This window comes from Halospina sp. K52047b, assembly GCF_008709855.1.
GTDB classification, from domain to species: Bacteria; Pseudomonadota; Gammaproteobacteria; order Pseudomonadales; family Oleiphilaceae; genus Halospina; species Halospina utahensis_B.
The window spans coordinates 69,955-94,990 of the sequence record NZ_VYJH01000009.1; the positions used below are offsets into that span (position 1 = coordinate 69,955).

Below are 25,036 nucleotides of genomic sequence, written 5' to 3' on the forward strand. Positions count from 1 at the left end.
GGATCAGTCGATGAAACGGAACATGCGCTGGAAATGCGCGATCTCCAGGATCTCCTGTACAACGCCGGTGGCGCCTCGGATCACGATTTCAATGCTGCGGTCCTGGGCTTTCTCGCGCAGCAGGAGCAGGGTTCCGAGAGCAGCACTGTCCAGGTAATCCAGCTTGCTGAGGTCGAGCACAATGAATTGCGCGCCGGGGGTGTCCAGCGCTTCCGTCTGTTTGGGCTTGAATTCGCTGTAGGCGTTGAAGTCGAACTGTCCGGAAAGGTTAAGGGTGACAGTGCCTTCCCCGTCGTCGTGCTTATCAATGCTGAACATGGGTCAGTGTCCTTCGTTGGGGTCAGAACAGGTCTACGCTGCCCTCGGACATGGAGTCCTGGGTCAGCGTGTTGTCTCGGATGCGCGTCTGCTCATCGCGTGCGCGCTCCACTTCATCCGCCAGCTCGCGCAGCCAGGTTTCCGGCTCCAGGTCCGTCTGCCCACGGATGCGGATGACCGAATCGTCCACCAGCGCCAGCCGGTCGTTCACGCGCTGCAGGATCTGGTCGACCATGTCCTGGAACTGCATCTTGCGGACGCCGGTGTTCACATCCTCGTTGACCGTCTCGGCGATGCCGGCCAGCTCGTTGGCCGCCTCATTGCGCGAGGCGTCCAACGTGCGGATTTCCTCCATCAGTGACTCAACGGATTTCTTTGACTGCAGGGCAAAGTTCATGTCCTGAGAGGCCACCTCGTTGATGGACTGCTCGACGTGGGTTACCAGGTCCTGGACCGTGGAGACGTTGCGGCGGATGTCCTCACTGAACTGCTGGGAACGGCTGGACAGGTTCTGGACTTCCTGAGCCACCACCGCGAAGCCGCGGCCCGCCTCGCCGGCCCGAGCGGCCTCGATCGCGGCATTGATGGCCAGCAGGTTGGTCTGGCCGGCGATGCTGTCCATTTCGCCCAGGTTGCCGTCGATCTTCTGCACTTCGCCCGTGATCTGGCCCATGGTATCCACCAGCTCCACTGAGATCCGGCTGGTCTCGACGATGGTGTTGACGAAGTTCTCCAGCACGGCGGTGACATCCTGGACCATGCGTTCGAAGCTGACGTCGCCATCATCATCGTTGCCGGTCACGGATTCACTTGCGGAGAGCATGCGCCGGATCACGTCATCCTGGGTTTCCAGGTGGGACTGCAGCTGGAAAAACAGGTTCATCATGTCCGGAACGGAATCGTCCAGAAGCCCCTTGAGCTGGCCGGTATCGGTGCGCACGCGGTCAAGGTTGTCCTGATAGGTGGAGAGGATGTCGTTAAGCCGCTCCCGGAAGCCGCTGAACTGGTCGTTCACGGCCGCATGGGCCTGCTCCGCCTGGCTTTCACGCCCCTGATTCAGCGTCCAGATACCGAGTACACCCACGCCCGCCACACCCAGCACACTGAGACTGACCGCAGCCGTGGTGGGCACGCCCAGAAAGAGCCAGTGCAGCCAGGGAACGACGATGGCAAGACCCACGGACATCAGGATCGGAGGGGAGGTAATGTTGGCTCGACTACTACGCATCTCGGGCATTACGCCACCGTTCCGTGCATTGGATCAGTCTGGATGTCATTATTGACAGGCTTTTTCACAGTTGTCTGAGACAAGCTTATGCGGTCCTGCCGCTGGGTCAAACGGGAATCCCGCGAATGACGCCTGCCGGGGACTGCGCGTATTGTTCAATCTACGTTCAGGATCAGTCTGGATGCCGCAGCACGACAGTGCCACCCGTCCCGGTTGGGACCGCGACGCGGTTGTTGCCTCGCTTCCCCCCTTCAGTTTCTCGCAGACCCCGGAGCCGGATACCACGGTTGCCGCCTACCAGGCATTCTACCGTCTCGAACCGGGTTCGGAATTCCCTTCGGTGCGCCACCATCTGGGTTGGATACGGGCAGCGGGGTATCGTATCGCCACGCATTATTACGAGCAGCCCGGTGCCCATGGGACCGTATTTATTTTCCACGGCTACTTTGACCATGCTGGCCTCTATACCCGCATGATCCGTTACTGTCTCGGTCTGGGGCTGAATGTGCTGATCTATGACCTGCCGGGGCATGGTCTGTCGAGCGGGCGGCCGACCGCCATCGGGAGTTTCCGTGAGTACCAGCGGGTTCTTCTAACGGTTCTGGGCCTTTCCCGGGATCGTGTGCCCGGGCCCTGGATTGGCGTCGGGCAGAGCACCGGTGGCGCCGTTCTGATTGACTACCTTCTTTCCTGTCGTGAGGCACCGGACGCCATTGCGTTCAGCGGTGTGGTGCTGCTGGCGCCACTGGTGCGGCCGGCGGGCTTCAGCAGTGGCAAATGGCTGCACATGCTGATGAATCCATTCCGGGAGACCTGGAAGCGGGTGTTTACCGCCAACAGTAATGACAATGAGTTCGTGCGCTTTCTCAAGGAGCATGATCCGCTGCAGTCCCGGTTCATGGCCATGAACTGGGTGACCGCCCTGAAACGCTGGATCCCGCGTATCGAGGCGGCACTGCCGGTGGACTATGATCTCGCTGTGGTCCAGGGCGAGCAGGACATGACGGTGGACTGGCGGCACAACCTGCGCGTGCTGCGGCGTAAGTTTCGGCGCCTGCGGCTTTACCAGATCCCGGAGGGCAGGCATCATCTGGTGAACGAAGCGGATCCCATCCTGGGCCAGGTTCAGGACGCGGTTGGCGCTGAGATTGAGCGGGTGCTGGCGGAAGCCGTCATGCCCGGTGTCCATAGAAAGGGGAATGAGGAATGAAAAAAACGCTGATGGCTGTTGCGCTGAGCACGACCATGGTCAGTGGCTGTGCCACCCAGGACGCCTATACCGGTGAACAGCAGACCTCGAAGACCGTTATCGGCAGCGTGATCGGTGCTGTTGCCGGTGCGGCCACTGGTGCCGCGACGTCGAGCAAGGGTGACCGTGAGAAGGGCATCATGATCGGCGCCGCCTCGGGCGGACTGGTCGGTGCCGGTATCGGCCAGTACATGGACCGCCAGGAAGCACAGCTGCGCCAGCGGCTCGAAGGTACCGGCGTCCGGGTCAAGCGTGATGGCAACAAGATTGAGCTGATCATGCCCGGCAATATCACCTTTGACGTGGATCAGTCGAACATCCGTTCGTCTTTCTACAATGTGCTGGACTCCGTGGTGCTGGTGGTGAAGGAGTTCGACCAGACCGCCATCGCAGTGGGCGGGCATACCGACAGTACCGGCAGTTTTGAGTACAACCAGCAGCTCAGTGAGAGGCGCGCCCAGTCCGTGGCCCAGTACCTGCTCAACAAGGGCGTGGCGCAGGGGCGTGTTCATACCACCGGCTATGGCCCGCGCTTCCCCATCGCCAGCAATGATACTGAGCAGGGACGGCAGCAGAACCGCCGTGTCGAGATCGACCTGATGCCCATGGAGTGAGGCCTCAGCCCGCCCCGCCGGGATAGACGGTGCTGACGGTCAGTACCGTCATGATCCCGCATAGAATATTCAGGGGCAGGCCGGCGCGCATGAAATCGATGAACCGGAACCCGCCAGGGCCGAAGACCATCAGATTGGTCTGGTAGCCCAGAGGCGTAGTGAAGCTGGCGGAGGCTGCCATCATCAGGGTGAGCACAAAGGGCTCCGCCGGCATGCCGGTGCTCTGGGTGATCGCCAGCACAATCGGAAGCGTCAGCAGTGCCGCCGCGTTGTTGGTGATCATCTCGGTCATGACGTTGACCAGCGCATAGGTGGCCACCAGCATCAGCAGGTAGTCCCCCGCTGTCAGGCTGAGCACACCGTGAGCCAGCCAGGCGGCTGCCCCCGTCTTGTCCATGGCATTACCGAGCGCGAATGAGCACGCGATGGTCAGCAACACATGGCCATCCAGGCTGCGCCGGGCCAGGTTCAGGTTCAGGCACTTGGTGGCCATCATCGCCAGTGCGCCGACCATGGCGGCGTGCAGCATCGACAGGGTGTTGGTGGCGGCCAGCAGCACCACCGCCAGCAGAATGGTCCAGGCCCGCCAGGACTTGCGGTGGTCCGGGCTTTCCTCTTCCGTGTCGTTGACCAGCAGGAAGTCCCGCGAGTAGCGCTGTCGGGTCACGAACACGGGCCGCGCCTCCAGCAGCAGCGTGTCCGCCGATTCCAGGCGGATATTGCCGAGGTTGCCTTCAATACGCTTGCCGTTGCGGGCAATGGCCAGTACCACTGCGCCGTATTTCTCCCGGAAGCGGCTCTCGCGGATGGTACTGCCCACCGCCAGGCACTCGGGGGATACCACGGCCTCGACAATGCGCCGCTCTGGTGCCTCCTTGGCAAGCAGGGGCTGTTCCTCGGTGGAGGGCACCAGCCCCCGGATCTGGCGCAGTTCAATGATCGACTGGACGTCACCGGCGAACACCAGGCGGTCGCCGCTGCGCAGCCGTTCTTCGGACGGCACGGCGGTGACCACACCGCCTTCGCGCTCGATTTCCACCAGGTACAGGCCCTGAAGGTGGCGCAGCCCGGCTTCTTCCACAGTCTGGCCGACCAGCGGACCGTCATTGGCCACGGCCATCTCCACCGTGTATTCACGGAAATCGCCGAACATCTGCCTGCCATTATTCCGGCGGCCACGGAGCACGAATGGCAGCCAGAGCACGATGAAGATAAGGCCGGCCAGCACCACCGGCACACTGATCCGGGTGATATCGAAGAGGTGGAACCCTTCGGTATCCGCCAGATCCATATAGAGGCCATTGACGATGAGGTTGGTGCTGGTGCCGATCAGCGTCAGTGTGCCGCCCAGGATGGCGGCGTAGCTCAGGGTCATGAGCAGCGGCGCCACGGGAATGCCGTGGTGGCGGGCCCAGCGAGCAATGGCCGGGATGAAGGTGGCAACCACCGGGGTATTGTTCAGGAAGCCACTGAGGCCGGCGACCGGGGCGATGACCCTGGCCTGTGCGTACCGTATCGTTTGCGGGTGTCCGAGCAGGTGCTTGATGATCCAGTCCAGCCCACCGGTGTTATGGATGCCGGCCGCGATCACGTACATGAAGGCAACGGTGATCAGGCCGCTGTTGCTGAAGCCGGCCAGTGCCTCCTGGTGGGTCAGAATGCCGGAGACGGTCAGGAAGATCAGGGCCGTGAGCATGACCAGGTCGGTCCCAAGGCGTGTGGTCATCAAAGTGATGAGCACACCGGCCACGGTCATAAGGCTTATCCAGCCGTTCCAGTCCATTACGCCTCTCGGGTCATCTGTGAAATACCGGGAGAGGCTACCACTGGCCCATATTACCAGAAAGCCTTATTGTTCATTTTGATATTCGCTTACGGAATTAATAAAAGGGGGAGGAGAAGGCGGACACCCGGCTGGGCGGGTGTCCCGGGGGTAGGTTCAGGAACGACGGTTCAGGAAGTCCTCAACCTTGCTCCTGAGCTCACTGAGGCGTGACTCGCCACTGGCGCGAAGTTCCTCGAGTCGTGTGCGGGCCGTATCAATATCCTCCTTGAGGTCCGCAATACGCTTGGCGGTCTTTTCCTTGAGTTCTTCCGTGGCCTGATGGTTCTCCGCCTTGGCCTTGTACTCATTGAACTGCGCCCGAAGAGTCTCGAGCCGGCTTTCCCAGCTCTCAACCTGCGTTTCCAGTTTCTGGATCAGCGTATCCTTCAGTGACATGTCACACCTCCCAGAGTGTGTCAGAACAGTACCCGTGCCTTGATGGTGCCCTTCACTTCACGGAGTTTCTTCAGGGCCACATCGCTGTACGCCTTGTCGACGTCCACCACGACATAACCAATCTGATCATTGGTGCGCAGGTACTGTCCACACACATTGACGTCATTTTCGGAGAAGATCTGGTTGATCTCGGACATGACGCCCGGGATGTTCTCGTGGATGTGCAGCAGCCGGTGCTGGTTCGGGTGCTCCGGCAGGGCCACTTCCGGGAAGTTCACCGAGCCCACGGAGGTACCGTTGTCGCTGTAGGTGGACAGCTTCTCGGCCACTTCGGAGCCGATGTTCTCCTGCGCCTCCACGGTGGAGCCACCCACGTGGGGGGTCAGTATGACGTTGTCGAACTCACGCAGCGGGGAGACGAACTCCTCGTTGTTGGACTTCGGTTCGGTCGGGAAAACATCCACGGCCGCGCCAAGCAGCTTACCGGAGCGCAGGGCGTCGGCGAGGGCATCAATGTCCAGCACGGTACCGCGCGAGGCATTGATCAGGATGGAGCCCTGCTTCATCTGGGCCAGCTCCTCGGCGCCGAACATGTTGCGTGTGGATTCGGTCTCCGGGACGTGCAGGGTCACCACGTCGGATATCGCCAGCAGCTCCTTCATGGAGCTCACCTGGGTGGCGTTGCCCAGTGACAGCTTGGCGATGACGTCGTAGAAGTAGACATGCATGCCCAGGGATTCGGCCAGCACGCTCAGCTGTGAGCCGATGTTGCCGTAACCGATGATGCCCAGGTTCTTGCCCCGGGTTTCGTAGCTGTTGCTGGCGGACTTGGTCCAGACACCGCGGTGGGCGGCGGCGTTTTTCTCGGGAGTGCCGCGCAGCAGCAGGATGGTCTGTGCGATCACCAGCTCCGCCACGCTGCGCGTGTTGGAATGCGGCGCGTTGAAAACGGCAATACCGCGCTTCTTGGCGGCTTCCAGATCGACCTGGTTGGTGCCGATGCAGAAGCAGCCCACGGCCACCAGCTTGTTGGCGTGCTGGAACACCTTCTCAGTGAGCTGGGTGCGGGAGCGGATGCCGATGAAATGGGCATCCTTGATCTTCTCCAGCAGCTCGTCCTCCGGCAGGGAGTGGCTGATGTGTTCGATGTTGGTGTAGCCGGCTGCGTTCAGTGCATCCACGGCCGACTGGTGAACGCCCTCAAGAAGCAGAAAGCGAATCTTACTCTTGTCGAGTGATGTCTTAGCCATGACAGAAAATTCCCGTCTGAGTCAGAGTTTTCGAAAAAATAAAGTGAAATCAGAAAGTTGCGGTCTTCGCCGCATTGCTGGAGAAGCTATGGTAGCATAGCTTACGATCTTTTCCCGACTTTTGGTCGGATTTTGAACAGCTCCTGGAGGAATCCTGACGCTATGAGTACAACGGCAACGGCGTTCGATCCGCAGACACTTGAAGGACTTCTTACCGACGGTGGTAAGGTCCTGACCGCCCCTGACGATCTGGCCGCCTATGGCTGCGACTGGACCCGCATCTACGACCCGGCGCCACTGGCTGTGGTGCTGCCGAAATCAACGGAGGAGGTTCAGGCCATCGTCCGGTACGCCAATGAGCAGCACATGGCGCTGGTGCCCTCCGGTGGCCGCACCGGCCTGAGCGCAGGCGCTGTCGCCGCCAACGGTGAACTGGTGGTGGCCATGGATCGCATGAACCGGATCCTCGATTTCAATGCCAATGACCGTCTGGTGCAGTGCGAGGCGGGCGTGGTGACCGAGCAGCTGCAGCAGTACGCGGACGAGCAGGGTCTGTACTATCCGGTGGACTTCGCCTCGGCGGGCTCCAGTGAGCTGGGCGGCAACATCGCCACCAACGCGGGCGGCATCAAGGTGATCCGCTATGGCATGACCCGTGACTGGGTACTGGGCCTGAAGGTGGTCACCGGCGCCGGCGAGATCCTTGAGCTTAACAACGGGCTCGAGAAGAACAACACCGGCTATGACCTGCGCCAGTTGTTCATCGGCGGCGAGGGCACCCTGGGCTTCATTACCGAGGCGACCATGAAGCTGGCCCGCCAGCCATCCAACCTGACGGTGATGGTGCTGGGGCTGAATGACCTGAGCAATACCATGGATGTGCTCCAGAGCTTCCGCTCCAAGTTGGATCTGACCGCCTATGAGTTCTTCTCCAATGAGGCGATCGCCCACGTCCAGGCGCACGCGGAGGTGCCGCGGCCGTTCGAGACCGAGTGCCCCTACTACGCGCTGTTGGAGTTCGAGGCGACCTCCGAGGGTGTGATGGAGGAGGCCATGGCGCTGTTCGAGCACTGTGTGGAGCAGGAGTGGGTGGTTGATGGCGTCATCAGCCAGAGCGAGAGCCAGGCACAGAAGCTGTGGCAGCTGCGGGAGCGGATCTCGGAGTCCATTGCGCCGCATACGCCCTACAAGAATGATCTGTCAGTGCGGATTTCGAAGGTGCCGGAGTTCCTGAACGAGATCCATTCGGTGGTGAGCAAGGAGTACCCGGATTTCGAGATCATCTGGTACGGCCACATTGGTGACGGCAACCTGCACCTGAACATCCTCAAGCCGGCGGATATGGAGAAGCAGGAGTTCTTCAAGCGCTGTGAGACGGTGAACGATCTGGTGTTTGATATCGTTCACCGTTATGAGGGCAGTGTTTCCGCGGAGCATGGTGTGGGGATGGTGAAGAAGAAGTACCTCGGGTTTACAAAGAGTGCCGAGGAGATTGCTGTTATGAAGGGGATCAAGAAGGTGTTTGACCCCAACGGCATCATGAACCCGGGTAAGCTGATCGACGCGGACTGACTCAGTTTGTCCGCGGGGCGCTGAAGGTGGCTTCTGGTTTGTTGCGGATAACGAACAGGGGGCTGCTTTCAGCGCCCGCTTTCCTCCATCTTAGCTGCGTTTCCGGGCGCAGGAAACCTACTCCGGCTCACTTCATCAGTGTTGCGCTGTTACGTGGGGTCTCCCGGACTAGTCCCGCATTATGGGGTCAGGAAGGATTTATCCGGCACCTGACCCATAACAAACAGCTTGGTCTGTTGTTTCGCTAGCCCGGATGGGGGCATTGCTCTATCGCTATCGAGCGGGCTGGTTGATCCGCACTATCAACAGTTAATGGCCGTCAAACCAAACCTCAATCTCTGTCCCACTTTGTCCACTCTGGACAACGTTGGGTATCCAGCCAAGCCGCTCGCAGATCAATTGAACGATCAACAATCCGAAGCTCGTTTCCTGAAAACTACCTGACGAGGGCGTGGCCCGCTGGCTTAGTTGAGTAGCAACACGCTCAGGTAAGCCCTCACCGTAATCTCGGATACTCACCCCGCCTGCGAAAGGTTTCACTTCCACAACGTCGCGGGTGTGTTTCAAGGCATTCAGCAACAGGTTACGCAACAGCATCCGCACGAGGGATGGGTCGGCCGTTACCGTCTGAGCCCGATCATCCGGAACGAACCGAAGCCGCGCGTGATAGTCATTCTGGCTGCTCTCCAGCTCTTCCAGGGCCTCTTCAATGCTGTGCTGAAGGTTGAGTCTGCAGGGTTCGTCGGCATCCACATGCCCTCGGGAGAGCTTGAGCAGGATGTCCACATCCGAGTGCATGTCGTCAGTGGCACCCCGGATCCTGGCCAGGGTTCGGCGGTCGGCATCCGACAGTGTTTTGCGTTGCTCAAGGATATCCAGCGCTCCGGTCATTACGGCAAGGGGGGTGCGGAACTCATGGCTGGCGAGTTTTACAAACGATTTCTCACGCTCGACGTAATGCTCAATGGCGTCCAGGAACCGGTTGAAGGCATTGGCAATATCGGCGAATTCCCGGTCACTATAGTGGGTGTTCAGCCGCCGCATGGCTTTTGCGGGCTCAGTGGCCTGAATTTCGGCAGTAAGGTTGCGCAGTGGGTTGACCAAGTGCCTGGCACTGAGGCGCGAAAGCAAGAACCCGACCGCAACCATAACCAGGAGGATGCCGATCAGAACCAGTTGGGTCAGGCGTTCGTGACTCTCCATGATGGAGATGTCCTGAGAAAGGAAAAGACGGCCTGGGGGATCTTCAACGCTCTGCACGCGTACCAGGTAAGTAGCATGGGTAAGTCCAATCTCTCCGGAGTAGGGGGCTGGTTTGTCCCGCAGATACTCGGGCAGAGCTTTGTCACTGTGTCCATCTGGCAGATAAAAGGCGCGAAGTCTCGCGGTTGACCAGCTCTGGGGTGTGGCCCCTTCAATCTGGTCCAGAAAAAACGCCTGCTCTTTGGCCAATTCATTACTCAGAATCGCATTTTCCATATTGTTATAGAAAAGCTCGATGAAAAGGCCTGAAAGAAGTGTCGTCACCAGACTGACGCCAAACAGATAAAAGAAGAGGCGTCTTGAGAGGGAAGGTTTCACTTCTGGAATGCCTCCTCATCATCCGGAGGATCAAGCCGGTAACCGCGGCCATAAATGGTTTTCACCAGGCCATAACCAAGAGACTTTTCCAGGATGCGCCGCAATGAATAAATGTGGGTGCGAAGCGTTTGCCCTTCATCGCCGTCGCTGTCGCCCCAGATGGATTCGGTGAGCTCCTCATGGGAGAGAAAATTTGGGTAGGCACGGATGAGTAATTCAAACAGTTGAGCCGATATGCCGGATAACTCTGCCTTGTGGCCATTCATTTCCACCTGCAGCGTGCCGGGATCGAAATGGACATTGCCTGCGGTGGTGCCGGGCCTTCTCGGCTGATATCGGCGGTACAGCGCGTCAATGCGAAGCTGAAGCTCGCGCAGGTCGAAGGGCTTGACCAGGTAGTCGTCAGCACCCGAGGAAAACCCCTGCTCCTTGTCGGCTATCCCACCCCTCGCGGTCATCAGAATGATCGGGGTGGCGCATTGCAGGTCCTGGCGGATTCGCTGGCAGACGTCGAAGCCTGAAACTCCTGGCAACATAAGATCCAGCACGATCACGTCATAGTCGTTAGTGGCCAGAAGGTGGAGAGCGGTCAGACCGTCGGGTGCAAAGTCGAGCGCGTAGTCCGTTTCTCCCAGGAACTCGAACAGGTTCTCGACCAGATCGACCTGATCCTCGACAAAAAGGACTCGCAAGCGGCGTCTCGTTTCTGAAAAACCGTTGGATTTGAGCGTCATTGGGTTAGCCGTATTAGTACGTATCGCCGGTCTTCGTCCACCACTTTCGTGGCGTCGGGCAGTCTCTCCATAACCGCTTTTTGTCTGTCCTTGGGAGCAGTAACAAAGTAACGCTGAAAGTGGTCATGACGGTATAGGCGTAGTAGGTCATCAGGTGTGATTTCACGCACCTCTCCTTGGGAGTAGAACCGAGCCGAAAATGGCGGTTCCTCAAGGTAAAAAAGGTGGCTGTCCCCTGGCTTTTGGACTGTCTCATAGTGATCAACGATTGGGCGCTCTGTTTTCAACGCCGTTTCGTTCATCGCCATGCTGATCGCAAATGCAGTGAGGATCAGGGGCGCGACGGCGCCTAATGATAGGGCAACCTTGTGGAAGTGGCTGCGCTCCTTTACCCAGTCCGCGACGCCTCTGGCGATGAGAATTGCAGAAAAGGGAAGCGAGGGCAAAGCATACGTCCAGAGAGTATTACTGGCGAGCGAGAAGAACAGCATGGGAGTCAGCGCCGCCAGTGTAATGAACCACGTATGGTGCTCATGCTTCAGGTGGCTTAAAAGCCTGCGATGGTAGCCCCGAATAACGCCAACCAGCAGTCCCCCAACTGCAAGTATGCCCCATGGAAATGAGGCCCACGTCCAGAATACCCAGATCATGCCTTTCGGGTGGACATGGGCATTGCCGTACAAATCGCCCGTCCAGCCTGGATCAAGAAATCGCTTGATGTGCTCGCCAATGATGAAATAGTCGAGGAAACCTGGTGTCTTGATCTCTGCGGCAATGTACCAGGGTAAGCTCAGTCCGAGCGTGATTATCGTTCCCCTGACCCATGGGAGATCAGGCAGGTACGAATACCAGGGCCGATGAGTGATGATCGTTAGCGACACTGGCACCGCGACCAGGACCAGAGCCAGCGGCCCCTTGGACAGCAGCCCGATCACGAGCCCAACGAAAAACAGCCAGCGCCAGACGGCGGCCTGATGTGCGATAACCATGCCAAAACTGACCAGGCTCAACGTGGTTCCCAGTGTGAGGAACGGGTCTGTCATCACCGCGCCCGCACTGATATAGGTAAGCGCCATGGTGGACAGAATGAGTGCCGACCACCGGCTCACTATTGCGCCATGCGCGGTCAGGGCATAATGCCATGTCAACCAGACCACGGCGGCGATACTCAGCCACGACGGAAACCGGACCGCAAACTCGTTAAGACCAAGCAGTTTGATTGCGCCGGCTTGAGCCCAGAAGGATAGAGGCGGCTTACCCCAGAAGGGTACGCCTGCCTTGAACCACGGCGTGATCCAGTCACCTGTCTCAGCCATGAGGCGAGCAATTTCCGCATAGCGCGGCTCGGTTGTATCAGCAAAGGGAAACACGACCATGCTCAACCAGCGACTCACCAGAATCACGGTCAGAAGTCCAAACCAGAACCCCGCGCTCTTAGCCCAGTTGAGCATACTCGCGACGCTCCTGAGTCGGTTGGCTTGCACGCTGTGGCTCGGGAGTGCTCTCGACCACCTCTTGTTCGAGGTACACAGGCCTCTGCTTTGATTCCATATAGGTTTTCCCCACGTACTCACCCACAATACCGATCGCTAACAACTGGATGCCGCCCAGGAAGGTGATGATTGCAACCAGCGATGGGTAGCCACTGGTGGTCTCACCGAAAAGCGCAGCTTTGGCAACGATCCAGACGCCGAAAAGCGCCCCCAGTGTTGCGGCAATAACGCCGGCACCGGTTGCCCAGCGAAGGGGCGCTGTTGAGAACGAAGTCACGCCTTCGAGCGCCAGACTCAGCAGCCCGAAATAGTTCCACTTGGTCGTGCCAGCCGCCCTGGGATCGCGGTCGTAGGGAAGAACGACAGTCGGCATGCCAACCCAGGCAAACAGTCCCTTCATGTACCGGTTCCGCTCGCCCAGCCTGCGCAGTGCGCTAACCGCGCGGCGGCTCATGAGCCGGAAGTCACCTGTATCCACGGGAATGGATTGGCGACAGACTCGACTCAGAAACCGGTAGAACATGTAGGCGCTGAACCGCTTGAACCAGCCTTCTCCCTCACGTGAGCGGCGCTGCATCAGGACAACATCAACACCATCCCGCCAGTGCTCAACCATTGTCGGGATCAACTCAGGCGGGTCCTGAAGGTCAGCATCAATGATCACCACGGCGTTGCCATCAGCATGGTCTATACCCGCAGTAAGGGCCGCTTCTTTGCCGAAGTTCCGGCTTAAACGGACCAGACGGACGCGTTCATCCTGATGGACACGCTCAAGCAGAAACTCCGCACTGCCATCGGTACTGCCATCATCGACGAATACCAGTTCACAGTTCATAGCCAGTTGAGCGGCAACAGGGTGGAGGCGTTCAAGCAGCAGCGGCAGCATCTCGCGCTCATTACAGAAAGGAATGATGATGGATAGCAACGCTGAGGAATGGGTTTGCGCGGGATGGACTCTAATCATTGAAAACGACCCTCTCGAACATGAGGTAATTCAGGCCAGCAACCACCGCGGTTGTCAGGATTTGTGATGACATGACGTCAAGCGCCAGTGACTGATGGAGCCAGGCAAAAATGCATAGATTGGCAAACCAGCTTGCCGGACAGGAGATCAGGTACAGCTGAAACGCCCGGCCATGGGGGCCGGTATAACGGAAGGTGATTCGCCGCTGCAGGCCATAGTTGACCAGAGCGCCAGCTCCGCCGCCGACAGCGGTAGCCCACAACGCGTTGGCCCCTTGCTGGATCAGCAACCCCATAAACGCCCAATGCACAAGCGTTGACAGCCCCCCGCAAAGGAGAAAACGCGTTACGCGAAGACAGATTGTGGCCAGAGAAAGCGCTTGTGTTTTCATAACCACAAGCTTACTGGGGGAGGTATAAAATGGGTGTTCAGAAAAAGTCAGGGAAAAATAAAGACTGCGTAAGTATCTGAATTCAGAGGATGTCATTAACCGGTAAGTAGCGACACCGTCGTGTGCAGTACAGGCGATCAATCGGTTCGGGCAGCATCAACGGTTGTACGTCAAATGTGTGTGCGTGCAGCATCTCTTACCGCACGGACCGGTGGATAAAGGGACCGCCTGGATATATTTCATGGGAAATTGGTCAACTATCTGGAGGCTGACGTCTATCCCTGTTCCTCACCGCTATTAAGGTACTCGTCCAGCAGCGGCCTGAAATCGGTCTTCACGCCCAGGCGTTTCATCATCCAGTAGTGGCCGGCGATCATGCGGTCGATGAGGATGCTTTCGACCGGGGGCTTGAAGGCGTCCAGGTACTGGAAGACGGTGCGAGTGTTGGCGGCGACCTGTTGGTGGATGTCGGACTGGCCGTAGTCGTAGGGCTGGTTGGCCGGGTCCAGGGGCTGGTGGAAGATGTTGCGCCACATGGCGTAGTACTCGGGATCCACCGGCGGGTGGTCTTCCACGCGGGCGCCGAGGTGGATGAGGTGCTGGTCCAGCGCGGCGTAGTCTTCATTCAGGGCGTCGATAATGCAGTTGCGGTAGGCCGCGACTGTTGAGGGCCGCAGGCTTTTGACGCAGCCGAAGTCGTAGAGCACCACGGTGCCGTCGGGCCGGTAGGCGAAGTTGCCGGCATGGGGGTCGCCGTGGATGCAGCGGTGGCGGAACAGGCCGTCGGCCATGGTGCGGAAGATGCGGTGGCCGATGCGGTTGATGGTGTCCTGGTCGTAGCGTTCGCGCGTGACCTCGCTGATGTGATCGCCTTCGACCTTCTCCATGGTAAGCACGCGGCGTGAGCTGCGCTCGGGAATGACCTCGGGGATCAGGATGCCGTCGTCGCCCCGGTGTTGGTCCGCGAAACACTGGATGTTGCGGGCTTCGTGCTCGTAGTCGAGTTCCTCGTGCAGTCGGTCGCGGATTTCGTTGAAGAGGTCGTCGACGCTTTCCTTGGGCATTTTCAGCAGACCGCCCAGGCGCAGGGCGGTGCGCAGCTGGCGCAGGTCTGAGTCGCAGGAACGGTCGACGCCGGGGTACTGGACCTTGATGACCACCTCGCGACCGTCGTGCAGCTTCCCGGCATGGACCTGGCCTATGGAGGCAGCAGCGTAGGGGGTTTCGTCCACGCAGGCAAACAGACTCTCCAGCGTTTCGCCGAGTTCCTGCTCGATCTGGTCGCGAATGATTGCGAACTCCATGGTTGGCGCTTCTTTCTGGAGGCGCTGCAGGGCGTCGGTGAGTTCCCGGGGGAGGAAATCCTGGGTCTGGGAGGCGATCTGGCCGACCTTCATAACGGCGCCCTTGAGTTCGCCCAGGGTATCGACGATCTCTTCCGCCATGCGGGAGTAGTAGTCGCGGCGGCTCTCCTCGCTCTCTTCGCTGAACAAGCCACGGGCCTTGCGGGCGGCGTAGCTGGAAGCGACGGAGCCGGTCATTCCGGCCAGTCGGAAGAAGCGCCCGGTACGGGTTGTTACCGGTTTGCGGCTCATGAAGTGGCGTGACTCCGCTCAGGATACAGTGGTTTCAATGCTCAGCCGGTCTTCCAGGGTGAGGGACAGCGCATCACCGGGCGCGAGTTTCCCCACGCCGGCTGGTGTTCCCGTCAGCACAACATCCCCGGGTTCCAGCGTAAAGTGCTTACTCATATACGACACCAGGGCCGGAATGGGTTTCAGCATGTCGGCCGTGTCCCCATGCTGGCGGGCCTCGCCATTGATGTGCAGGCTGAAGTGGAAGCGCCGGGTGGCGGGAAACTGCTCCCTCGGCACAAATGCTGAGAGCGGGCAGGCGCCGTCAAAGGCCTTGGCGATTTCCCAGGGGTGGCCGTTCTTTTTGAGTTGGCTCTGGGTTTCGCGGAGGGTCAGGTCCAGGGCGAGGCCGAGCCCGGAGATGGCGCCTTCAACGTCTTCCTCGGTGGCGTGGCTCAGGCGTGAGCCGAGCAGAAGCGCGAGCTCGGCCTCATAGTGTACCGGCTCGTCCACCGCGGCAAGCGGTATACCGGCTTCCAGTTCCGTTACCGCCGAGGGCGGCTTGATGAACAGCAGCGGCTGCGTGGGCACGGGGTTGTCGAGTTCCGCCGCATGCTCGGCGTAGTTGCGGCCCACGCAAACCACCTTGGTGATGGGGGTGTCATTGCAGTTGCCGTCCTGAAAGCGCGCCCGAGGCATCATAATCGCTATCTCCAATCCTGGTTCGACTGACCGCGGACTATAGCACCTTCTATGGTCGCTTCATGGAGTAAGGCGTACCACACGGCCATCCGGTGCGTCGGTCAGCAGCCACAGCGCGCCATCCGGGCCCTGGGCCACGGCGCGGATCCGCTCGCCCCAGTCGGTCAGCAGGTCTTCTTCCTGGACAATCCCTTCACCATCCAGCCTCACACGCACCAGCTTCTCCATGACCAGTGCCCCTATAAAGAGGTCTCCCTGCCATTCGGGGAACAGCTCGCCGGTGTAGAAGGCCATGCCCGAGGGCGCGATGGAGGGATCCCAGTAGTGCAGGGGCTGGGCCATGTCTTCCTTGTGGGTTTTCTCGGAAATGATGCTGCCGTCGTAATCAATGCCGTAGGTGATCTCGGGCTAGCCGTAATTGGTGCCGGCTTCAATGATGTTGATCTCATCACCGCCCTTGGGGCCGTGTTCGTGGCTCCAGATGGCGCCGGTGTCCGGATGGCGTGTCATGCCCTGGATGTTGCGGTTGCCATAGGTATAGAAAGTGTCGTTCACATCCGGGTCGTCCAGGAAGGGGTTGTCCGGCGCGGGGTCGCCTTCAAGGGTGATGCGGTGGACGCCGCCGGCATCGTCATCGGTCTTCTGTGCCCGCTGCTTCTGCCCGCGATCACCCACGGCGATGTACAGGTTGTTATGGTCGTCGAAGACCATGCGGCCAGCGAAGTGGCGTGAGGTGCCGGACCGGGGCTCGGCGGTGAAAATCACATCGCGGTCTGTCAGGCGGTGATCCCTGAGGGTGGCATGCATCACGCGGGTGGTCATGCCCTCATTGTTGCGGTGGGCGTAGCTGATGACCAGTTCCTTGTTCTCCTCGAAGTCCGGGTGGAGTACCACATCCAGAAGGCCACCCTGGCCCCGGGCGGCAACCTCGGGTACGTTGCCGATGGCGTCCTCCCGGAGGGTACCGTCTTCGATCAGGCGCAGGCGCCCGGCGCGCTCGGTGACCAGGGCGTCACCGTTGGGCAGGAAGGCGATGCTCCAGGGGTGTTCCAGCCCTTCGGCAACGGTCTCGACCTGGAAGTCGTGGTGCTCGGATTCGAAGCTCTGGGCGGTGCATGGGGCCGACGTGAGGGCGAGGGCCAGGATAAGCAGCTTGCTGGGGTTCATGGGGCCTCCGTATGGGTCAGTCTTTGACTGGCTCCGTACTGACTGTACGTGACTTGGGCGGATTTGGGGCAGGGGGAGTGGTCATTTATAAGGGTTGTTGATGCTTGTGGATGATCGATATTTATTTGATTGATGTCACCCAGGGGATTACGTTGATTGTCAGCTGGTTGCATGGGCGGGAGCGGGGAACGCTTCACGGGAATCGCCACGAGTACATCCCTGTAGGCTGCTCTTCCGCCATCCATGGCTCCAGAGCTTCCCGTGAAGCGTTCCCCGCTCCCGCCCTTCAAGCGTCACGTGGCTTCCAGATTACAAGATTGAACGACTACACGGAGATTGAGTAATGCGTGCCATTCTGTGCCACGAATACGGCCCCGCCGATAAACTCCAGATCGGCGAACTGGATTCACCCGAGGTTAAGGGTAGTGGGGTCAAGGTCCGGGTCAAGGCGGCCGGGCTGAACTTTCCGGATACACTGATCATCGAGGGCAAGTACCAGCTCAAGCCGCAGATGCCGTTTGCGCCGGGCGGTGAGATGGCCGGCGAGGTGCTGGAGGTGGGTGAGAAAGTGACCCGCTTCAAGCCCGGAGACCGGGTTATGGGGCTGACCGGTTACGGCGCCTTCGCGGAGGAGATTGTGGCGCCGGAAGGGCAGTTGATCCCGATTCCCGAGGGTATGAGTGATGAGGAGGCGGCGTCTTTCTCCATGGTCTACGGCACCTCCTACCACGCCCTGAAGCAGCGCGCGAACATTCAGGAGGGCGAAAAGCTGCTGGTGCTGGGCGCCAGTGGCGGTGTTGGTCTGGCCACGGTGGAACTGGGCAAGGCCATGGGCGCGCACGTGATTGCAGCGGCTTCGAGCCAGGCCAAGCTGGATGTGGCGAAGGAGGCCGGTGCGGATGAGCTGATCAACTACACCGAGGAGAACCTCAAGGATGCCGTGAAGAGCCGTGCGCGCCAGGGCGTGGACGTGGTCTATGATCCTGTCGGCGGCGACTTCACCGAGCAGGCACTGCGCTGCATGGCCTGGAACGGTCGCCACCTGATCGTGGGCTTTGCCGCTGGTGATATTCCGCAGATCCCGGCCAACCTGCCCCTGCTCAAGGGCTGTTCCGTGGTGGGCGTGTTCTGGGGCAACTTCACCATGAAAGAGCCCGAGACCAACATGCAGAACATCATGGAACTGCTGAAGCTCTATGGTCAGGGCAGGATCCGGCCGCGTGTCAGTGAGGTGCATCCCTTTGAGGATTACGTTAACGCCCTGAACGGCCTTAGTGAGCGCCGTGCTACCGGGAAGATTGTGTTGAAGGTGGCGGATTAACCCGCCATCTCCAGTTCATACCCCAGCTCCAGCAGCAACCGCTCCTGCCCGTGCCCGGCGGCCAGGTGGACGCCGATGGGCAGGCCGGCTTCGGTCCAGCCCATGGGCATGGACAGGGCCGGCCCGCCGGCGGTGTTGCAGTAGGGCGTGAAGCTTACGTAGGCGGAAAGGCGCTCCATCAGGGTGTCGTAGGGCACGTCCGGGTGCAGCCAGCCGAGCTCTGGCGTGGTGTGGCCGAGCACCGGTGAGAGCAGGATGTCGTAGTCCTCGAAGAAGCGGGCGTACTGACTCCGGGTGCGCTTGAGCCGCGTGATGATGGCCGGAAGGCGGTGCATGTTGCGGCGGAAGCGCTGGTAGAGCCCACGGCTCAGCCCGTCCACCTGGTCTGCGTCGAAGCCCTTGCCGAAGGCGAATCGCCCCCCGCTGGTAGCCAGGAATGAGAGCATGCCCCAGTAGTGCTTGAAGTCCTCCGGGAACGAGGGATCCACCGGTGGGGCCACGGGCTCGATCCGGTGGCCGTTGAGCTCCAGCTGGTGGGCGGTGTCCTCCACGGCGCGCCGGGTGGCCTCGTCGGTCGGGGTGCCGTTGATGGAGTCCGGCATCAGGCCCACGCGGCACCGCTTCTGGCCCGGCCCCTGGACATGGCCGATGGGCGGTAGTTTGCGGTTGCGGTGCACGCGTTCCATTTCGGCATGAAATAGAGCAGTGTCACGGACCGTGCGGGTGACCACGCCTTCGCTGACCACATTGATCGGTAGTGGGCGGGCGGTTTCACTGACAGCATGGCGCCCGCGTGTGGGCTTGAGCCCGACCAGGCCGCAGCAGGCAGCGGGAATGCGGATGGAACCACCGCCATCGTTGGCATGGGCCATGGGGACGGCGCCAGCCGCGACCATGGCCGCGGAACCACCTGAGGAACCGCCGGTTGAGAATGCCGGGTTCCAGGGGTTGCGGGTCGGCTCGTCGTGGGCCGGTTCGGTGGTGGCGTTGAAACCGAACTCGGGGAGAGCCGTCTTGCCAAGCAGAGTCAGGCCCGCAGCCAGGAATTCCTTTGCGTAGGCGCCGTCGTGCCTGGCCGGGTGCGGCTGGATGGCGGCGGAGCCATGGCGGCTGGGAATCCCCTTGAGGTCGGTGTTGTCCTTGAGCAGTGACGGGATGCCGGACAGGCTGCCGTTTCGACCCGGGGTACTTTGCCGTGGCTCGTGGAAGCATTCCGCCACCAGAGCGTTAAGCTGTGGATCCAGCTGGCGCAGGCGTTCGATGGCGGCCCGGGTCACGTCCTGCTTGGAAACCGTGCCTCGTTTGAGTCGTTCCTTCAGCGCTACCGCATCATCGTTGCCCAGGGCATCGTCCTGGAAGGCATGGATCTTCGGCGTTGGATCTGTCATCGATACTCTCCCTCAGAAGGCGATCTCGCCGCGGTCGATGGCTGCCACGGTGGCCTTGTCCAGTTCCTGGTAACCGTTGCCGCCCGGCAGTAGCGCGAACACCTGATCGCCTTCGTCGCCCGGGTGCCAGGCCTGCTTCTGGAGGTCGTTTTTCTTGTACTTGAAAGTGCCGGTGGTCTCGATGGCTTCGGTCAGCCGCAGGAAGACAGGCACCGCGTAGGGCGGAAGGTTGTCTTTCAGATAGCGGTGCAGGGCATCCAGATCCGGCGCCTGGTCGCGCGGCACCAGGGTGGCCATGCCCGCCTTGCCGTCATGGCCCGGGATGGCCACGCCGTAGACGACAATGTCCTCAAAGCCCCCGAAGCCGTCGATGATGTTCTCCACTTCGTTAGTGGAGACGTTTTCGCCCTTCCAGCGGAAGGTGTCGCCCATGCGGTCGACGAACTGGAGATGGCGCCAGCCGATGTCGCGCATCATATCGCCGGTGTTGAACCAGGCATCGCCCTTTTTGAAGGCGTCCCGAATGATGGACTTCTCGGTATCCTCCCTGCGGGTGTAGCCCTCGAAGTTCCACTTCTGGTTGATCTCGCCGATCAGCAGGCCGGGCTCGCCTTTTGCGACTTCCTGCAGCTTGCTCTGGTTGTCCCGGATGGGTTCCTTGGTGCCTTCCTTCACCTTCACGAGCTTGTAGGGTGCCGTGGACATGCCCACGGTGCAGTCGAGGTTGAAGACGTTGGTGAACCCGATGTTGCCTTCGCTGGAGGCGTAGAACTCCGCCACCTGTTCGATACCGAAGCGCTCCTTGAACTCGTTCCAGATGGAGGGACGGAGCCCATTACCGATCATCTTACGCAGTGGATGGTTGCGATCCTGGGAGGTGGCTGGCTGGTTCAGCAGGTAGCGGCAGAGTTCGCCCACGTAACCGAAAGTGGTGGCGCCGTAGTAGCGCACGTCATCCCAGAAGCGGCTGGCACTGAACCGGCGTTTCATGACCAGTGATGAGGCCCCGGAGAGCACGGAGCCCCAGCATACCAGCAGTGCCGTGCCGTGGTAGAAGGGCAGGCTGCAGTAGAGCACGTCGTCCGGCGTCATGTTCAGGGCCATGAGCCCGAAGCTGCCGCTGGCCTTGAAGAACTTGCGGTGGCTGCTCGGGGCTGCCTTGGGCAGGCCGGTGGTGCCGGAGGTGTAGATGTAGACGGCGGTGTCGCCGAGCCGGGGTGGGTCCTTGGGCGCGGGATCCAGTGTATCGACGGTACTGATGGCCTCGGCGAGATTGGTATAGCCCTCTGGGGCGTCGCCGAAGTCGCTGCGGGTATCCCGGTCGGCAAGGTACAGCAGGGTGTTGTCACCCTCCGGCGTGACGCGGTCCCGTATGGCTTCAAACGTGTCCAGGAGTTCCTCGCCCACCACAACCTTTTCCGGCTCGACCAGACCAATGCTGTGTACGAGGACGTCACCTTTCTGCGAGGTATTGAGCATGGCACAGGCAATGCCCATCTTGCCCGCGCCGGTGACGACCGCCAGGAGTTCCGGGCGGTTCTCAAGCAGAACGCCAATGGTGTCACCGCGTTTCAGGCCCTGGCTGCGGAACCAGTGGGCGTACTGGTTGGCCCATTGGTTGAACTGGTGCCAGGTGAGGGTCTGCTCGCCGTAGTGGATGGCAGCGTTTTCGCTGTGGCGGCGTGCGTTGCGTTCGACGAAGGTGCCGATGCTCTGGGCCTTTTCGTCGTCGCTCATTGAATAGTAGTAGAGGCCCCGGGCCATGTAGGGAGCCTTGCGGATGAGGCCGGGGACTTTGCGGATGACGTCAGTTGCTTTGATCTGATCCGTGGTCATGGTGATCCTATATCGAGGCGTTTGGAGGAGGGGGAGCGGGGAGTCCTTCACGGGAAGCTCTGGAGCCATGGATGGCGGAAGAGCAGCGTACAGGGATGTATTTACAGCGTTTCCCGTGAAGGACTCCCCGCTCCCCCTCTTAGTACGAAGTCTCAATCGTCGAGGAAAAAGTCCTTCATCAGCTCCGGCCCGTTCGGGTCATAGCGATAGTGCTCCAGATCGCTTACACCCTCTTCCGCCAGCACATCGTCATCGATCAGGCACTGCCCGGTGGTGTGCGAGGGCGGGCGCTGGAGGATGGCGGCGGCCGCGTCGCCCATGATCTCGGGCTTGCGGCCCTTCGCCATCAGGTCCGGGCCGCCCACCTCGAACTCGATCGCGGCGGTGGCGATCAGGGTCCGTGGCCAGAGCGCGTTCACCGCGATGGGCATCTTGCGGAACTCTTCCGCCATGCCGATGGTAAGCATGGACATGCCGTACTTGCTCACCGTGTAGGGCGCGTTACTGGCGAACCACTTCGGGTTCAGGCTGATGGGGGGCGCCAGGTTCAGGATGTGCCCGTGGTCGGATTCGCGCAGCCAGGGCAGGGCGGCCTGGGAGCAGACGAAGACCGCGCGGGCGTTGATCGACTGCATCAGGTCGTAGCGTTTGACCGGCAGGTCGGCCACGCCCTGGAGGCGGATAGCGCCGGCGTTGTTGACCAGGCAGTCGATGCCGCCGAAATGGTCGGCGGCTTTCTGCATGACCTCTTTGACCTGGTTCTCGTCCTGCACGTCCAGCTTCAATGCCAGTGCCTTGCTGCCTGTCTCTTCCACTTCCTGGGCCACCGTGTGGATGGTGCCGGGCAGCTTGGGGTGCGGTTCATCGGACTTCGCCGCGATGACGATATTGGCGCCCTGGCGGGCGCAGGCCAGGGCAATGGCGCGGCCGATGCCGCGGCTGCCGCCGGTGATGAAGACGGTTTTTCCGTAAAGCGTGCTCGTCATTGTAATTCTTCTCCTGGATTGGGCGACCCCTGGGCAGAGACAGACTTGAGAGCCTGTCGGTTACGGACAGTGTCTCCTTCAGCCTCGGTGACTTCAATGCCGAGATCGTCCATTCTGGAGCCGGTGTCTGAAGCTGTTCGCTCACAACATAAGGCTGATAAGCCAAGCTGATATTGGCCCCAGTGACACAACCCGGTGAGGGTGATGACCAATCCCCTCCCGTGCCGATCCCAGGTCCAGGCATATCGCAGAATTCGAGGGGGTTCTGTCAGGTGACCTGGAACGGAGCCTCGCTGGAGGCGTTATCGCTTGGCTTCAATGGCAGCGTCACAATCACATGACACCCAGCGGTGTCTGCGTTGGGGGAGTTCAGGGAGAGCGTTCCCTGATGCAGTTCAGCGATCCGCTTGGCAATGGCAAGACCCAGCCCGGCGCCGGTTCCCTGTCGCTGATCCAGTCGCGTGAATCGGCTGACGGCTCTCTCGCGCTCCCCGGGAGGAATGCCCGGTCCCTGGTCGGTCACCATAACGGTCGCTTTATCAGTGCTGGCCTCAAGGGTCAGGATGACCTCGGTATTGGCTGGACTGTACTGGATGGCGTTGGCGAGCAGCGAGCGGAGCATCGTCGTGATGAGTGAGGGGTGGCAGTCGATGTTCAGGGACTCAGTGCTGGTTTCGAAGCTGAGGTCGATGGCATTGTCCAGGGCGATTGGCATGATCTCGGCGACTGTGTTGCGAATGAGAGAGGGAAGCTCAGTGGACTCCATGGTGCTGTGGCTTGTGGCGTCCGCATCAAGCCGACTCAGCAGCAGTATCTGGTCCACGAGATGACTCATCCGGTCGACGGACGACATCAGCCCGGCGCCTTCCCCGGGGTGACGGGATTCCAGCCGTTCAAGGTTCAGCCTCAGTGCGGCGAGCGGTGTCCGGAGTTCATGGGCGGCATCGGAGGAGAACTGCCGCTCCCGCTCGAATGCCTTGTCGAGACGATTGAGAAGCGTGTTCACCGCCTCCACGAGCCCCTGCACTTCCCTGGGCGCATGGCGCTCATCCAGCACATGCAGGTGTTCAGGGGCCATATGGCGTATTGGGCGCTCGATGTTGCGCAGTGGCCGGAAGCTCAGGTGGATGACGACGAGCGATGTCAGGAGCAATAACGGCAGCGCCGCGATGATGGGGACGACGTTACCCCAGGCCAGTTCGCCGCTCAGTTCGGATCGCACATCCGCCCTCTGGGCCGTTCTGATCCAGTGGCCCGTTGCGGGGTCTTTCAGTGTGAAGGTTCGCCACTGGTAACCCCCGGAATCGACCCAGTCATAGCCGGCTTCCAGCTCCTCCTGGCGCTCGGCGTGCAGTGTGTCGAGCATGGGGTCGCCTTTGGCGTTCCAGACCTCGAAAGCAATCTTTTTCTCGTACTTGTGACCGAGTCCCCCCGGGAGTATCTCGTCATAATCCCCCTCCATTTCGATTCCCAGCATTGTTGAGGTGGGAAGTTGAAGGGTCTGTTCCAGGGTGTGTGAGAGCTGTTCGGGCGATTGGGTTTCAGAAAGATGACGCAGAAGGCCCTGGACGATGCGGGTGCTCTGGGCGAGCTCGGCGTCGAAGATCTCATTGAGCTCGTGGTTGCTTTCCAGGTAGGCCCAGAGCGTTGCGCTGGTGGCAAGCAACAGCACAACGGCGGAAATGGCCATTGTCAGCGTTCGGGTCAGTGACATCAGGAAGGGAGCTCCAGAGCCTCTGGATTGAGCAGGTAGCCAACGCCGCGAACGGTCTTTATTGCCTCTTTACCGATCCGCCGTCTTAGGTGGTAGATGTGAACCTCCAGTGTGTTGCTCTCCACCCCCTGGTCCCATCCGTACAGTTGTTCCTCCAGCCGCTGACGGGATGCGACGCGTCCGGGGTTCTTCATGAGATACAGCAGGATCTGGTATTCACTGCGAGGCAGACGGCTCTGGTGCGAGTCGGTACTCAGCGTGGCGTCCTCCGTATCCAGCACCAGGGCGCCTACCTGGAGGTTCCTGGAGGGCGCCGCACCCGAACCGCGCCGCTGAATGGCCCTGATACGGGCCTTCAGCTCAGCCATGGCGAAGGGTTTCGTCAGGTAGTCGTCGGCCCCGGTATCCAACCCCTGAAGCTTGTCATCCAGCTGGCTCCGGGCCGTCAGAATGATGATCGGGGTGTTGATACCACTGGAACGGACCTTCTGAACGATATCCAGCCCATCCATGCGCGGTAGCGTCAGGTCCAGTATTGTCAGGTCAAAATGCTCATCGAGCAGTGCCTGGCAGGCTTGGCGTCCATCGTCGAGCCAGTCAACGGTGTGCTGGTCTTCGCGCAGCATGTCGACCATCGTGGTGGCCAGTGGATGATCGTCCTCAACCAGAAGGATTCGCATAGGCGTCCTATAGGATCACAGGTCTGCGGGAATTGTTTTTGATTCTACCAAGC

At 60.4% G+C, this 25,036-nt stretch carries 21 protein-coding genes and 1 pseudogene; 4 read left to right on the forward strand and 18 right to left on the reverse strand.

Annotation, left to right across the window (positions count from 1 at the left end):
• Positions 1–3: 3 nt before the first annotated feature.
• Both F3089_RS11870 and F3089_RS16175 read right to left on the reverse strand, forming a co-directional pair.
• Entirely contained in the window at positions 4–318 is a 315-nt protein-coding gene (locus F3089_RS11870) for an STAS domain-containing protein (protein ID WP_151441008.1), read from the reverse strand.
• A gap of 22 nt (positions 319–340) precedes the next feature.
• Positions 341–1,555 (reverse strand): methyl-accepting chemotaxis protein, encoded by a 1,215-nt coding sequence (locus F3089_RS16175; protein ID WP_151441009.1) that lies wholly within the window; start codon positions 1,553–1,555, stop codon positions 341–343.
• A 172-nt stretch (positions 1,556–1,727) separates the two neighbouring features.
• Here F3089_RS16175 and F3089_RS11880 point away from each other — a divergent pair, with 172 nt between their 5' ends.
• Both F3089_RS11880 and F3089_RS11885 read left to right on the forward strand, forming a co-directional pair.
• Entirely contained in the window at positions 1,728–2,756 is a 1,029-nt protein-coding gene (locus F3089_RS11880; protein ID WP_151441010.1) for an alpha/beta hydrolase, read from the forward strand.
• Positions 2,753–3,409, forward strand: a complete 657-nt coding sequence (locus F3089_RS11885; RefSeq protein ID WP_151441011.1) for a YiaD family glycine zipper/OmpA-like lipoprotein — start codon at positions 2,753–2,755, stop codon at positions 3,407–3,409. The genes F3089_RS11880 and F3089_RS11885 overlap by 4 nt, the downstream gene beginning before the upstream one ends.
• Positions 3,410–3,413: 4 nt before the next feature.
• On the opposite strand, the gene F3089_RS11890 is transcribed toward F3089_RS11885, so the two are convergent.
• The 3 genes from F3089_RS11890 to serA form a co-directional block, all read right to left on the reverse strand.
• Positions 3,414–5,192 carry an SLC13 family permease gene (locus F3089_RS11890; protein WP_151441012.1) on the reverse strand — a complete coding sequence of 593 codons (1,779 nt, stop codon included), beginning with the start codon at positions 5,190–5,192 and terminating at the stop codon, positions 3,414–3,416.
• A 156-nt stretch (positions 5,193–5,348) separates the two neighbouring features.
• Positions 5,349–5,630 carry a sll1863 family stress response protein gene (locus F3089_RS11895; protein ID WP_151441013.1) on the reverse strand — a complete coding sequence of 94 codons (282 nt, stop codon included), beginning with the start codon at positions 5,628–5,630 and terminating at the stop codon, positions 5,349–5,351.
• Positions 5,631–5,650: 20 nt separating this feature from the next.
• Positions 5,651–6,880 carry a phosphoglycerate dehydrogenase gene (gene serA / locus F3089_RS11900; protein ID WP_151441014.1) on the reverse strand — a complete coding sequence of 410 codons (1,230 nt, stop codon included), beginning with the start codon at positions 6,878–6,880 and terminating at the stop codon, positions 5,651–5,653.
• Between the two features lie 162 nt (positions 6,881–7,042).
• Here serA and F3089_RS11905 point away from each other — a divergent pair, with 162 nt between their 5' ends.
• Positions 7,043–8,452, forward strand: a complete 1,410-nt coding sequence (locus tag F3089_RS11905) for a D-2-hydroxyglutarate dehydrogenase (protein ID WP_151441015.1) — start codon at positions 7,043–7,045, stop codon at positions 8,450–8,452.
• Positions 8,453–8,761: 309 nt separating this feature from the next.
• Here F3089_RS11905 and F3089_RS11910 read toward each other — a convergent pair whose 3' ends face one another.
• The 8 genes and pseudogenes from F3089_RS11910 to F3089_RS11945 all read right to left on the reverse strand — a co-directional run bounded on the left by F3089_RS11910 (position 8,762) and on the right by F3089_RS11945 (position 17,058).
• Complete coding sequence (locus F3089_RS11910; RefSeq protein ID WP_151441016.1) at positions 8,762–10,033, reverse strand: sensor histidine kinase; 1,272 nt, start codon at positions 10,031–10,033, stop codon at positions 8,762–8,764.
• On the reverse strand, positions 10,030–10,767 hold the full coding sequence (locus tag F3089_RS11915; protein WP_151441017.1) for a response regulator transcription factor: 738 nt from the start codon (positions 10,765–10,767) through the stop codon (positions 10,030–10,032). The genes F3089_RS11910 and F3089_RS11915 overlap by 4 nt, the downstream gene beginning before the upstream one ends.
• Complete coding sequence (locus F3089_RS11920; RefSeq protein ID WP_151441018.1) at positions 10,764–12,218, reverse strand: ArnT family glycosyltransferase; 1,455 nt, start codon at positions 12,216–12,218, stop codon at positions 10,764–10,766. The genes F3089_RS11915 and F3089_RS11920 overlap by 4 nt, the downstream gene beginning before the upstream one ends.
• On the reverse strand, positions 12,202–13,224 hold the full coding sequence (locus F3089_RS11925) for a glycosyltransferase family 2 protein (RefSeq protein WP_151441019.1): 1,023 nt from the start codon (positions 13,222–13,224) through the stop codon (positions 12,202–12,204). The genes F3089_RS11920 and F3089_RS11925 overlap by 17 nt, the downstream gene beginning before the upstream one ends.
• Complete coding sequence (locus tag F3089_RS11930) at positions 13,217–13,615, reverse strand: GtrA family protein (protein WP_151441020.1); 399 nt, start codon at positions 13,613–13,615, stop codon at positions 13,217–13,219. Before F3089_RS11930 ends, F3089_RS11925 begins: the two co-directional genes overlap by 8 nt.
• A 275-nt stretch (positions 13,616–13,890) precedes the next feature.
• A complete protein-coding gene (locus F3089_RS11935; protein WP_151441021.1) occupies positions 13,891–15,210 on the reverse strand; it encodes an ABC1 kinase family protein in 1,320 nt (439 codons plus the stop codon).
• An 18-nt stretch (positions 15,211–15,228) separates the two neighbouring features.
• Complete coding sequence (locus tag F3089_RS11940) at positions 15,229–15,888, reverse strand: fumarylacetoacetate hydrolase family protein (protein ID WP_192497368.1); 660 nt, start codon at positions 15,886–15,888, stop codon at positions 15,229–15,231.
• Positions 15,889–15,951: 63 nt separating this feature from the next.
• A pseudogene (locus F3089_RS11945) lies at positions 15,952–17,058 on the reverse strand (PQQ-dependent sugar dehydrogenase).
• Between the two features lie 343 nt (positions 17,059–17,401).
• Between F3089_RS11945 and F3089_RS11950 the strand changes: the two are divergent.
• Complete coding sequence (locus tag F3089_RS11950) at positions 17,402–18,379, forward strand: NADPH:quinone oxidoreductase family protein (protein WP_151441023.1); 978 nt, start codon at positions 17,402–17,404, stop codon at positions 18,377–18,379.
• Here F3089_RS11950 and F3089_RS11955 read toward each other — a convergent pair.
• The 5 genes from F3089_RS11955 to F3089_RS11975 all read right to left on the reverse strand — a co-directional run bounded on the left by F3089_RS11955 (position 18,376) and on the right by F3089_RS11975 (position 24,983).
• Positions 18,376–19,767, reverse strand: a complete 1,392-nt coding sequence (locus tag F3089_RS11955) for an amidase (RefSeq protein WP_151441024.1) — start codon at positions 19,765–19,767, stop codon at positions 18,376–18,378. The two genes, F3089_RS11950 and F3089_RS11955, sit on opposite strands and share 4 nt — an antisense overlap.
• A 12-nt stretch (positions 19,768–19,779) precedes the next feature.
• Positions 19,780–21,603: a long-chain-acyl-CoA synthetase gene (locus F3089_RS11960; protein ID WP_151441025.1), complete on the reverse strand. Its 1,824-nt coding sequence runs from the start codon at positions 21,601–21,603 to the stop codon at positions 19,780–19,782.
• Positions 21,604–21,755: 152 nt separating this feature from the next.
• Positions 21,756–22,589: an SDR family oxidoreductase gene (locus F3089_RS11965; protein WP_151441026.1), complete on the reverse strand. Its 834-nt coding sequence runs from the start codon at positions 22,587–22,589 to the stop codon at positions 21,756–21,758.
• A 268-nt stretch (positions 22,590–22,857) separates the two neighbouring features.
• Positions 22,858–24,303 (reverse strand): sensor histidine kinase, encoded by a 1,446-nt coding sequence (locus tag F3089_RS11970; protein ID WP_151441027.1) that lies wholly within the window; start codon positions 24,301–24,303, stop codon positions 22,858–22,860.
• A complete protein-coding gene (locus tag F3089_RS11975) occupies positions 24,303–24,983 on the reverse strand; it encodes a response regulator transcription factor (RefSeq protein WP_151441028.1) in 681 nt (226 codons plus the stop codon). The genes F3089_RS11970 and F3089_RS11975 overlap by 1 nt, the downstream gene beginning before the upstream one ends.
• Positions 24,984–25,036: the final 53 nt, after the last annotated feature.